The 12534-nt window shown below is 37.6% G+C and carries 7 protein-coding genes; 3 read left to right on the top strand and 4 right to left on the bottom strand.

All coding sequences use genetic code 11. The features are described 5' to 3' along the window. Positions 1 to 24 precede the first annotated feature (24 nt). The gene (recG, locus tag ACFILY_RS02780; RefSeq protein ID WP_375631251.1) at positions 25 to 2133 is read right to left on the bottom strand and encodes an ATP-dependent DNA helicase RecG; all 2109 of its coding nucleotides are present in this window, start codon (positions 2131 to 2133) and stop codon (positions 25 to 27) included. 376 nt (positions 2134 to 2509) lie between these two features. Between recG and dnaE the strand changes: the two genes are divergently transcribed. Continuing rightward, complete coding sequence (gene dnaE, locus ACFILY_RS02775) at positions 2510 to 5977, top strand: DNA polymerase III subunit alpha (RefSeq protein ID WP_375637490.1); 3468 nt, start codon at positions 2510 to 2512, stop codon at positions 5975 to 5977. A 193-nt stretch (positions 5978 to 6170) separates the two neighbouring features. On the opposite strand, the gene ACFILY_RS02770 is transcribed toward dnaE, so the two are convergent. Together ACFILY_RS02770 and ACFILY_RS02765 are read right to left on the bottom strand one after the other, a co-directional pair. Next, positions 6171 to 7418 (bottom strand): FAD-binding protein, encoded by a 1248-nt coding sequence (locus tag ACFILY_RS02770; RefSeq protein WP_375637464.1) that lies wholly within the window; start codon positions 7416 to 7418, stop codon positions 6171 to 6173. A gap of 52 nt (positions 7419 to 7470) precedes the next feature. Then, positions 7471 to 7719, bottom strand: a complete 249-nt coding sequence (locus ACFILY_RS02765; RefSeq protein WP_375637465.1) for a zinc-finger domain-containing protein — start codon at positions 7717 to 7719, stop codon at positions 7471 to 7473. A gap of 326 nt (positions 7720 to 8045) precedes the next feature. Here ACFILY_RS02765 and ACFILY_RS02760 point away from each other — a divergent pair, with 326 nt between their 5' ends. Both ACFILY_RS02760 and ppx read left to right on the top strand, forming a co-directional pair. After that, entirely contained in the window at positions 8046 to 10226 is a 2181-nt protein-coding gene (locus tag ACFILY_RS02760) for an RNA degradosome polyphosphate kinase (RefSeq protein ID WP_273791190.1), read from the top strand. A 6-nt stretch (positions 10227 to 10232) separates the two neighbouring features. Next, positions 10233 to 11750, top strand: coding sequence for an exopolyphosphatase (gene ppx, locus ACFILY_RS02755; protein ID WP_273791189.1), 1518 nt, complete (start codon positions 10233 to 10235; stop codon positions 11748 to 11750). 271 nt (positions 11751 to 12021) lie between these two features. Here ppx and ACFILY_RS02750 read toward each other — a convergent pair whose 3' ends face one another. Further along, positions 12022 to 12207: a helix-turn-helix transcriptional regulator gene (locus tag ACFILY_RS02750; RefSeq protein ID WP_375631280.1), complete on the bottom strand. Its 186-nt coding sequence runs from the start codon at positions 12205 to 12207 to the stop codon at positions 12022 to 12024. Positions 12208 to 12534 lie beyond the last annotated feature (327 nt).

The raw sequence follows: 12534 nt of genomic DNA, 5'->3' as shown, positions 1-12534 counted from the left end.
AGTTTTTTATTAGAGGGTCTTTTGTTATCCTGCTCGTAAGAGGCGTGCAGCATCGTTGTGTCCGAAAAGATAAAGGAGCAACCGTAAAGCTTGTCCTTGCTCAGAAGAAAGATGAGGATCGCGTTGTAAAAATAAACGAGCATCTTTTCTTGCCATTGACAAAAGATCGCTATGAACTGCAAGGTTTGCTATATGAAATTCAGGGACTCCGGATTGTTTTGTACCTAAAAGTTCTCCTTCGCCTCGTAGGCGCCAATCTTCTTCAGCAATTTCAAAACCATCTTCTGTATTGCGGATAATATTAAGGCGTGTTGCTGCTGTTTTAGTCAGTGGATCTTTATAGAGCAAAATGCAGGAAGATTTTTTATCGCCTCGTCCTACACGTCCACGTAATTGGTGCAATTGTGAAAGGCCAAAATGTTCCGCGTGTTCGATGATAATGATCGAAGCATCTGGAATATCTACTCCCACTTCAATGACGGTGGTTGCAACTAAAATACGTGTATTTCCACATTTAAAAGATGCCATAGCGGCTTCTTTTTCTGCTGTAGACATTTTTCCATGGATCATACCAACGTGTGCTCCAAAGCGCTCATGGAGAAATGCAAAGCGGTTTTCAATTGAAGTGAGATCAAGAGCTGTCGATTCCTCTACTAAAGGACAAATCCAATAGAGCTTTTCTCCTTTTTCTAATGCAATTGCGATTCTCTCTATAAGCTCATGAAGACGTTTCAAAGAAAGCGTTGCTGTTGTAATGGGTTGTCGTCCCATTGGTTTTTCGGTAATTTTAGAGACATCCATATCACCAAAAGCTGTTAAGACGAGTGTGCGCGGAATGGGCGTGGCGGTCATAACCAGCATATCAGCTTTATTGCCTTTTTCTGTAAGAGCGATACGTTGATGGACACCAAAACGGTGTTGTTCATCGATAATGGTTAAAGCGAGATTATTATAAGTAACGCTGTTTTGTATGAGAGCATGGGTTCCGATGACAATAGAAACTTGACCTGACAGAATATCATTCACGATATTTGTCCTCAACTTCCCTTTTTCTCGTCCTGTTAAAAGGGTTGTTTGTAATCCGACCTTTTCGGCAAGAGGAGCGATGGTGGCAAAATGTTGCCTGGCAAGCACTTCGGTTGGTGCCATTAAAGCTGATTGTCCTGAATTTTCAGCAATTTGTGCCATTGCCATCAATGCAACAACAGTTTTTCCTGCGCCTACATCACCTTGAAGTAGTCTTAGCATCGGTTCTGGTGAAGCAAGATCATTTGCGATATCTTCTACTGCTTTTTTTTGTCCGGTTGTGAGTTGAAAGGGGAGGATATTGAGCAATTTTTTAGTATAAATTCCTGTTGATGGTCGAGAAGTGCCAACAAGAGATTTAGTTTTCAAACGCACGAGTCCTAGTGCCAATTGACAAGCGAGCAATTCATCATAGGCAAGACGTTTGCGTGCTGTACTTTCTAAGGATAGATCGTCGGGGTTAATGGGCGCATGGATACGGCGTAAAGCAACAGAAAAAGAAGAAAAATTTTGCTGCTTTTTTACATTTTCATCTATCCATTCTGGGAGGAGAGGAACAAAATCAAGAGCGTTTTGTATGGCGCGTCTTAGTGTCTTTGCAGCTAGTCCTGCAGTAGAGGGATAGACAGGTTCGATGAGAGGTATCTGATTTGATTGTTCGCTTGGGGCAATATAGTCTGGATGCGCCATTGAAAGCTGTCCATTAAACCATTCAACTTTTCCTGATATAATGACTTTTTTTCCTTCGGGGAGTTGTTTTTTTAGCCAAAGAGGTTGAGCATGAAAAAAGACTAAATTTATTTTTCCTGTGTGATCATGGGCAATAACTCGATAGGGAATTCGGTTGTGACCACGGGGTGGTGATTGATGTTGATCGATGATAATTTCGAGCGTAACAGTATCTCCTTCTTTTGCACAAGCAATGCTGGGACGCATTCTGCGGTCTATAACGGAATGGGGCATTAATTGAAGAAGGTCAATAAGGGTTGCTTCGCGTTGTGTAGGATTAACATCTAAGAGTTTGGTCAATAAACCATAGACTTTAGGTGTAATACCAGAAAGAGTTCGAATAGAATTAAAAAGAGGGGTAAGAAGACTTGGAGGCATGAGCAAATTTAACCTGCCCTTTTTGTTTTTTCTAGACCTTTAGAAGAGCTTTTTGGGGATAACGTCATAAAGAGGAGGTTGCTTTATTTACACATTGAACTTTAGGAAGAAAAATACAATTAAAGGGTCAAAAATTAAAGTGCTTAGATGAGGTATATTGTTTTTCTTTTTATTTTAGGTGTTTATTTGCTGTGAATAGAAGCATTTTCTTGATAGAACTCTCTTATAAATATTAATAAAATTGGGATATTTCTCCTATGTATGATGATGAATTTATAGCTTTAAAGTTATGATAAACAGAAGTTTTTTCTTTTATAAGGGGTGCTGTTTAGCATTGATTTTGTAGTGGGAAATTGTGAGAGTGGTAAAAAATAAAATGCAAGAGAACAAAAATTCTCTTCCTCGCTTTATTCATTTGAGAGTGCATTCAGCTTATTCCTTGCTCGAGGGGGCTTTAAAAATCCCCCAAATTATTCAACAGGCGATTTCAGATCATGCACCAGCGGTTGCTATTACCGATACCAATAATTTATTTGGTGCTTTGGAATTTTCACAGCATTGTCTTTCTCATGGGGTCCAACCTATTATTGGTTGTCAGCTTACTGTTGACTTTCGTGATGAAAATGATCATTCACGTTTGGCTAAATGGCGTAATTCTTCTGATTTCTGCTCTATTGTTCTTTTGGCTGCTAGCAAAACCGGTTATGCTCATTTGGTTCGTCTTGTTAGCCGTGCTTATCTTGATAAATGTGATACTGATCCTCCTCATATTAAAGCTGATTGGTTGTCAGAACACAGTGAAGGAATAATCGCTTTAACGGGAGGAAAGGGAGGACCTATTAATCTTTCTTTGGCAGAAGAGAAAAAAGAACATGCTGTTGAGCGCTTAATTTATTTGAAAAAATCTTTTGCTGATCGTCTTTATGTGGAGTTACAACGGCATGGCTCTTATGATCAGAGAGTAGAAGCTGATCTTATTGAATTGGCTTATGCGCATGAAATTCCTCTTGTTGCAACAAATGAAGCTTTTTTTCTGAAAAGAGAAGGATATGAAGCCCATGATGCGCTGATGGCTGTTTCAGAAGGACAAATCGTCTCTAATCCAGATCGCAAACGTGTGACGCCAGATCATTATTTGAAGTCACAAGATGAAATGGTTACACTGTTTTCTGATCTTCCAGAAGCTTTGGAAAATAGTGTTGAAATTGCATTGCGTTGTCATATTGCCACGCCTCTTCGAAAACCGATATTGCCTCGTTTTATAGAACAATCTGCTAATTCAGAAAATACTTTAGAAATAGAAGATAGTGAGTTGTTAAATCAAGCTAAAGCTGGTTTGAAGATGCGGCTTGAAACAATAGGGTTGGCTGAAGGGTATACGATTGCAGATTATGAACAGCGGCTTGATTATGAAATTTCAGTTATTACGCGTATGCAATTTTCTGGATATTTTCTTATCGTTTCAGATTTCATAAAATGGGCAAAGGTTCATGATATTCCCGTTGGACCAGGACGGGGTTCTGGTGCTGGTTCACTTGTTGCTTATGCATTGACGATTACTGATGTTGATCCCTTACGGTTTTCTCTTCTCTTTGAACGTTTTCTCAACCCAGATCGTGTTTCGATGCCAGATTTTGATATCGACTTTTGTCAAGAGCGGCGCGAAGAAGTTATTCAATATGTTCAAAAAAAATATGGACGTGATCAAGTTGCTCAAATTATTACCTTTGGTAAGTTACAGGCGCGTGCAGTTTTGCGTGATGTGGGGCGTGTTTTAGAAGTTCCTTATCGTCAGGTGGATTATCTTACAAAATTAATTCCTGCCACGCCAGGAAGTCAGGTAGAATTGGCTGATGCTATTAAGGATGAACCTAAATTTGAAGAGGAAAAGAAAAAAGATCCCGTTGTTGGCCGCGCATTAGATATAGCACTTCAGTTGGAGGGACTTTATCGTCATGCTTCAACTCATGCTGCTGGGATTGTTATCGGAGATCGTCCACTTTGGGAGCTTGTCCCGATGTATCGTGATCCTCGTTCTGATATGCCTGTTACACAATTTAACATGAAATATGTGGAACAGGCGGGGCTGGTAAAATTTGATTTTCTTGGATTAAAAACGCTTACTGTTTTGAAAATGGCAGTCGATTTTGTTGCCAGAAAGGGGATTAAAATAGATTTATCAAATATTCCTCTGAATGATGAAGCAACCTACGCTATGATGGCACGTGGTGAAACGGTTGGTGTGTTTCAGGTGGAAAGTTCTGGTATGCGCAAGGCGTTGATTGGAATGAAGCCAGACCGTATTGAAGATATTATTGCGCTGGTCGCACTTTATCGTCCAGGTCCAATGGAGAATATTCCAACCTATAATGCACGCAAACATGGGGAAGAGGAAATTGCTTCTATTCATCCTAAAATAGATCATCTGATCAAAGAAACACAAGGTGTGATTGTTTATCAAGAACAGGTGATGCAGATTGCTCAGGTTCTTGCTGGTTATTCGCTTGGAGAAGCTGATTTATTACGTCGTGCTATGGGGAAAAAAATTCATGCTGAAATGCAAAAACAGCGTACGCGTTTTGTCAATGGAGCTGTTGCAGGTGGCGTGGATAAAGATCAAGCTGATATTATCTTTGATCTTTTAGCAAAATTTGCCGATTATGGTTTTAATAAATCGCATGCTGCTGCTTATGCAATTGTTTCTTACCAAACGGCTTATATGAAAGCAAACTATCCCGTTGAGTTTTTAGCTGCTTCAATGACATATGATATGACGAATACAGATAAGCTCAATGATTTTCGGCGTGAAGCATTAAGGTTGGGTATTGAAGTTATTGCACCTTCTATACAAACATCTCATCGTGTTTTTGAGGTTGGTGATAACTGTATTTATTATTCTCTTGCTGCCATTAAAGGTGTGGGAGAAACTGTTGTAGATCATATTGTTTCTTGTCGTGGGAATAAGATTTTTAAGGATTTGGAAGATTTTTGTGCGCGTGTTGATCCTCGTATTGTTAATAAGCGTGCGATGGAAAGTTTAGTTTGTGCTGGTGCTTTTGATTGTTTTAACATTGCACGTGAGGTTTTATTAGCCAATCTTGGAACCCTTCATGCGCGTGCACTTCGTATTCTCGATGACAATTCTAGCGGGCAGGTTGATATATTTGGAATGGCAGGCGGATTAAAAGAACCATTGATTTTATCGCAAACAACCCCTTGGTTGCCGGCTGAGAAACTTTATCGAGAATTTCAAGCTATAGGTTTTTACTTTTCTGCGCATCCTTTGGAGGAGTATCAAGCTATTCTAAACAAAAAACGCATTCAGACTTGGGGTAATTTTGCCAATGCCGTTAAAGGGGGAGCAACGGCTGCACGGCTTGCTGGAACTGTTGTGGCAAAAAACGTGCGCAAAACAAAATCTGGTAAAAAAATGGGAATTATTCATTTTTCTGATACAAGTGGACAATATGAAGCAGTTCTCTTTTCTGAGGCACTCTCGGATTATGAAGAGATGCTAGAACCCGGAAAATCTTTTATTATTACGGTGAGCGCAGAAAATCGTTCTGAAGGAGTTAGTTTGCGAATTGAAACAATTCAGTCTTTGGAAAATGAATCATTACAACAGCATAAAATGATGCGTCTCTTTATAAAAACAGTTGATATGCTTCCACAAATTGAACAAAACTTAAATCTTGGGGGGAATGGAGAGGTGGGGCTTATTTTAATTCAAGAGGATGGATTGCGAGAAGTCGAAATTGCGCTTCCTAAGCGATATAAGGTAAATTCACATGTCGCAAATGCTATGAAATTAATTCAGGGTGTTGTTGATGTAGAATTGAGTTAAAGAAAGATTAAAGATGGGAGCTGATTTTGAGTGGTGTTTTTGCTTTTAGGAGAGCTAAAAATTGAGCTTTTAAAATCGGATTGTAGGTTTCGAAAAATATTGCTTTTATTTGAGTAAATTATGATATTTTTTTAGTGTCATAAAATTAAAAAAAATCTCGTTCTTTCGTAATATTCAAAGTGTCGGAAGGATTTTATAAGTTTTTATCATTATTTTTTATAGAATTCATCGCATCATACATGTAAAGCCAATTGAGATCTGACATAATGCTCTCTGGTGTACGAATTTTCATCATGAGATTGCGTGCAATTGCTATGGGACCGGTTGCATGATAGGCTAATCTATTGAAATCTCCGCGTTTTTTTACTGCTGCAATACGGGGTGTGCGTGTTGTTTCGTAAAGCGAAAGTGCTTTCGTTAATGAAAAATCTTTCAATGAAAGTGCTTTTGCTAATGTGGCAGCATCTTCGATTGCCATAGCGGCACCCTGTGCTGCAAAAGGTAAGGTAGCATGTGCGCAATCGCCAACAAATACTTGTCTCTCTAAACCGATAAAACGATTTTGTTTCATTTGAAAGAGTGGCCAATAACTCCATTCATCAATATGATCGAAAATTTGTAAGATTTTTGAATTCCAATCTTTAAAAAGAGATTTGAGTTTTTCTTTATTTCCTTTATGGGCCCATCCTTCTTTTGAATTTTCTCCATGCGTAATGGCGACAAAATTAAAAATTTTTTCTGATGATTGAATGGGGTAGACAACAAGATGATTTTTTGGTCCCATCCAAGCCGTAATTGTCTTCATATTTTGCAATGAAGAACGAAAGTTTTGAGGAAGATTATCAAATGTTGTTGTTGCACGCCAAGCAATAAAGCCACTAAAATTTGCTTTTTCATGAAAAGGAGATTGTTGCCGTAATGTTGACCAAACGCCATCACATCCGATCAGGAGGGGCGTTGAATGAAGCTGTTCTGTTGCCGTATCTGTTTTTATTGTCGTGATTTTAATGTTGGTTGCAGATTGGGTAGAAGATACAATCGTTTCGCCTGCTTTGTATTTGATCAAAGGATTTTCAATCACTGCATTATATAAAATTTTTTGTAAAGCCGCGCGGTGAATCGTCATATAAGGGGCTTTCCAATATTTTTCTGTTAGATTAATAAGATGAGCCCGTAGATGTATTTTTAAAGATAATCCATCTTTTAACTCAAGAAAATATGGGATTGTCGCGACTTCAGAGAGTTTGTTAAGAAGTTCCCAGCGAGCAAGAATAGATGTTGCATTTGGTGTCAGTTGAATACCAGCGCCTATCGTTTCAAGTTGCTTACACTTTTCGATAATGGTGCTTGCAATTCCTTTATGAGCGAGTGCTAAAGCAGTGCTTAAACCAGCAATTCCTCCTCCAACGATGATGGGTGATTGTTCCACAAATGATTTCATATTAAACAAGCAGAATTAAAAGAGGGGTTATTAAGAAAGCCAAAAAACGCAATTATAATAGCTTTTCTGGATTACATAAGCATCCTGTTGGGTTTGTTTGATCGTATGATAGCGAGGGAACATAACGATAAAGGGTTGAGCAGTAAGGGCAAATTTTCTCATCTGCTGTTCCCATGTCGATAAAGATATGAGGATGATCGAATGGTTGTGTAGCGCCTACACACATAAATTCTTTCACACCAATTTCGATTGTTTTATATCCAAGGTCATTTTGGAAATGAGGAATATTGTGATCAGCCATGGCATACAAACTCCAGAATAAATTTTCTCATCAGCTATGATTGGGCTCTTCTATTTTATAGGCGTGAGTTTGTAATAAAGCGTATAATAATGCAAGATGCTTTTTAAGACAAATTTCTCTTCTTTTATGCTATATTAGAATAGTTGTCTTAGCTTTTAGTGCTTTGCGCATAGCAATAATTCCAAGTATTTTTAAATATTAAATGGAAAAATGATGAGGGAAGTTAAGCATTGATATATTATTATGATGATAACATATTATCAAATGTTATGTGAGATATTTCGTCAAGGATTTTAGAAAATATAAAAGAAAATTATTTAGGATATATGGAACAGAGGGTGGTAAATAAAATTTCTATATCGAATATAACAATGAAAAATCCGGTACGGTTTATTAATCGAGAGTTTTCATGGCTACAATTTAATAATCGTGTTTTGATGGAAGCGGCTAATTCGAAACATCCTTTATTAGAACGTCTACAATTTCTTTCTATTTCAGCTGCAAATCTTGATGAGTTTTTTATGGTTCGTGTTGCAGGACTAGCAGCTCAAATTCGTGCTCGCGTTACAGCGTGCAGTGCAGATGGGCACACTCCACAGGAACAACTTGATATTGTATTAGCTGAGATTTTAAAGCTGCAGGCTCACCAACTACGAGAATTGAATGTTTTACGTGATGAATTAAAAAAGAATGATATTGAAATTATTTGTTCTGATGATCTTTCAGAAATTGAAAAATTATGGCTTGAAAAATATTTTCTTGAGACAATTTTTCCTGTTTTAAAACCTTTGCCTGTTGATTCTACTCATCCTTTTCCATTTATTCCTAATTTAGGGCTTTCTATTGCGCTTCAATTGTCTGGAGAAACTGATCAGAACTCACACACAGTGTTGTTGTCTATTTCAATGCTTTTAAGGCGTTTTATTCTTCTTCCTCAAGAAGGCAATCATTTTCGTTTTATTGCATCTGAAGATGTTATTTGCCTTTTTATTAAACATGTATTTCCTAACTATGAGGTTAAAGGAATTGGTACATTTAGAGTAATCCGAGATAGCGATATTGAAGTAGAAGAAGAAGCTGAGGATCTTGTTCACTTTTTTGAAATTGCTCTTAAAAGGCGGCGCCGTGGGCAGGTTATTCGAGTTGAGTTTGACGCAAAAATGCCAGAGAGTTTACGTCAATTTATAGCGAATAGTCTCGCTGTTCCTGATAATTGTATTAATGTTCTTGATGGATTTTTAGCGCTTAATACGGTATCAGAAATTGTTTCTATTCCTCGTGATGATCTCAAATTTATTCCTTATATTTCTCGTGTTCCAGAATGTATTCGTAAACATAAAGGGGATTGTTTTGCGGCTATTCGTGAAAATGATATTGTGATTCATCACCCCTATGAGACATTTGATGTTGTTGTCCAATTTTTACGTCAAGCTGCTTGCGATCCTGATGTTGTGGAAATCAAACAAACACTTTATCGTACATCAAATGATAGTCCAATTGTTGGCGCTTTGATTGAAGCAGCTGAACAGGGAAAGTCTGTGACTGCTTTGGTAGAACTTAAAGCACGTTTTGATGAGGAAGCAAATATTCGTTGGGCCCGAGATCTTGAATGTGCTGGGGTTCAAGTTATTTTTGGTTTTATTGCATTAAAAACGCATGCTAAGATGTCATTGGTTGTGAGACGTGAGGGAAAACGTCTTTGTTCTTATGTTCATCTTGGGACAGGAAATTATCATCCCATTAACGCTAAAACTTATACCGATCTTTCTTTTTTTTCCACAGATGATGATATCGCTCATGATGTTGCGTTATTGTTCAATTATATTGCGCAATATGAGCGTCCAAATGAAACAATGAAGATTGCTTTTTCACCCTTAACATTGCGTGGTCGTATCTTAGAGCATATTGAGGAAGAAATTGTTTACGCACAACAGGGAAGGTTTGCTGCTATTTGGATGAAAGTTAATGCATTGGTAGATCCTGAAATTATTGATGCTTTATATCGTGCTAGTCAAGCAGGGGTGCAAATTGATTTGGTTGTGCGGGGGATATGTTGTTTACGTCCTGGTATTCTAGGAATTTCGGATAATATTCGTGTAAAATCAATTGTCGGGCGTTTTCTTGAACATAGTCGCATTTTTTGTTTTGGGAATGGTCAAGATTTGCCTAATGAAAATGCAATCGTTTACTTAGGCTCTGCTGATATGATGCCTCGTAATCTGGACTATCGTATTGAAATATTGGTTCCAGTTTTTAATAAAATAGTCCGTCAAAAAATTCTTTTACAGATTATGTTAGCTAATATCATTGATAATCAACAAAGCTTTGATATACTTAAGGATGGAACATCAAAACGTATTACACCGCAGATAGGTGAAAGTCTATTTAATGCGCAGGAGTATTTTATGGCCAATACAAGTTTTGCGGGGGAAAATGAGTCTTTTGAGTCTTCTGTTTCGCGCTTGGTTGCGTTGCATCGGCAACAAGCCGAAATACATAAAGACTGAAATCCAATGACATATAGAGATGCTCAAGGTCGGTTAAAAGGGTGTAAGCCTGTTGCTGTTATTGACATTGGCTCAAATTCTGTTCGGTTGGTTATTTATGAGGGGCTTGTTCGATCACCAACAGTTTTGTTTAATGAAAAGATTCTTTGTGGTCTCGGTCATGGTGTGGCAAAAACGGGATTTTTAGAAGAAAAATCGATGAAAATGGCGTTGCAAACACTGAAACGGTTTCGTACGCTTTGTCGACAGATTGGGGCAGATGAGGTCTATACTTTAGCAACAGCAGCAGCACGAGATGCACAGAATGGCGTAGCATTTATTCAGCATGCTGAAGATATTTTGCAAAATAAAATATATCTTCTTTCAGGAAGTGAAGAAGCTATGTATTCAGCATATGGAGTTGTGTCTACTTTTTATCAACCAAAAGGTATTTCTGGGGATCTTGGTGGTGGAAGTCTTGAGCTGATTGATATTGATCATTCTGATGTTGGTGAAGGGATAACTCTTCCATTGGGTGGTTTAAGGCTACAGTATATGTCAAATAATGATAGTGCTGTAGCTACAAAAATTGTACATGAGCAATTTTATAAATCGTCTGTTGTTCGTACTCGTAAAGGTATAGCACGTTATTTTTATGCAGTAGGGGGGACATGGCGTAATTTGGCAAAACTCCATATGGCAATGAAACACTATCGGCTCCCTGTTATGCATGGCTATGAAGTTGATGCCGTTGAAATGGAGAACTTTTTACGTCTTGTAGCACGTGGCAATATTGATAATATGAGAGGGATTGCAGCGGTTTCTCAGAATCGTCGAAAACTTTTATCTTATGGGGCAATAGTTCTTATTGAACTCATTCAGTGTATGGAGTTTGAAAAGATAATCTTTTCTGGTGCTGGCGTTCGTGAAGGTTTTCTTTATTCACGTTTGCCGCAGGCGATTCGGCTTTCAGATCCTCTCATTGCAGCATGCACAGAAATGGCTATTTTACGGGCACGTTCACCAAAACAAGCAGAAGAACTCATTGATTTTACGACGAATGCTTTTGAAGTTTTTGGAATTTCAGAAACTGAAAATGAATGCCGTTATCGTCAAGCCGCTTGTCTTCTTGCAGATATTGGTTGGCGTATACATCCAGATTATCGAGGCAATGAAGCAGCAAATCAAATAGCTTTAGGATCTTATCCAGGAATTTCTCATGAAGGGCGCCTTTATGCAGCGCTTGCTGTTTTTTTTCGCAATACGAGTTTATTGGTTGATAAAGAATCTCTTCCCATTTTTCAATTAGCAACTCAAAATATAATTGAAAAAGCACGTATTCTTGGCGAAACTATGCGTATTGCTCATCTTTTTAGTGCTTCTGTTGCAGGAATTTTACCTCATTTATTGTGGCATAAAAAAGCAGATCATATTATCCTGCAGATCCCAAAGAATTACGCTGGGTTATTAGGAGAACGTCCTCTTGGACGATTACAGAAGTTATCAAAAATAATAAAACAACCTCTCGCTTTTGAAATTTTTTGATTTTTTTCTAATTTATTCGTGTTTTATGTCTTATAATAGGGCCATTGACAAGGGATAAACTAGGCAATCTATCATCACGAGCTGGACAATAGGACTTGTTCCATAACGCCCAAGCCAGACTCCATGCAAGGCATTTGTAATGCCCTGAGCATTCATAAAAGAAAGCATAATTTTTTATTCTGTTATTTGCGTCACAGGATGGATTTTTCACTTCATAAGCTTCATGTGAAAATGAAAAGCCTTGTCCATTTTTACGTGAAAAGGTTTTCTTTTATGCAGCGTCGTTATAACGTTTCTGTTTAGCTTGCTCGATTATCTTGATAAGATTCGATTGTAACCAACGCGATAAAAAACCAAACTTTAAAGGTTTTGGAAGAGATCCATTGGTTACATGACGGCGGAATGTTGAAATACTCATATGAAACAGTTTTGCACTTTCACGGTCTGGCAAAAGAATATCATTTCAGTCATTATAAAATCCTTTCACTATAAAAAATAGAAATAAATCATAACTATTTATTAACCATGATTTTTTGAATCCTTTGAAAGGTGTTTAATCTATAAAAAAAACAGCGCTTTATCATATAATTTCTTATGTAAAACTTTATGAGTCTTATTGAGATGGAATAAGAGAAACTTACGATATTCGGGGGGCTAATTTAATATAAATAACGCTAGATTATCTTTATAAATAAATATATTGCCTTTGTTAGGTATTTTAGTTGTTATGCTGGATCGTTTTTGATTGTTAGATTGCAATCTCGGTAGTTTTTTTTAATACGAT

This window comes from Bartonella sp. CL25QHWL (assembly GCF_042195335.1).
Lineage (GTDB): Bacteria > Pseudomonadota > Alphaproteobacteria > Rhizobiales > Rhizobiaceae > Bartonella.
Note: the sequence above shows the minus strand (reverse complement) of the source record. Positions and strands in the feature narration are given on the sequence as shown.

Coding starts and splice junctions, on each gene's coding strand:
- recG (WP_375631251.1), bottom strand. CDS start 2,133: ATGCCTCCAAGTCTTCTTACCCCTCTTTTTAATTCTATTCGAACTCTT.
- dnaE (WP_375637490.1), top strand. CDS start 2,510: ATGCAAGAGAACAAAAATTCTCTTCCTCGCTTTATTCATTTGAGAGTG.
- ACFILY_RS02770 (WP_375637464.1), bottom strand. CDS start 7,418: ATGAAATCATTTGTGGAACAATCACCCATCATCGTTGGAGGAGGAATT.
- ACFILY_RS02765 (WP_375637465.1), bottom strand. CDS start 7,719: ATGGCTGATCACAATATTCCTCATTTCCAAAATGACCTTGGATATAAA.
- ACFILY_RS02760 (WP_273791190.1), top strand. CDS start 8,046: ATGGAACAGAGGGTGGTAAATAAAATTTCTATATCGAATATAACAATG.
- ppx (WP_273791189.1), top strand. CDS start 10,233: ATGACATATAGAGATGCTCAAGGTCGGTTAAAAGGGTGTAAGCCTGTT.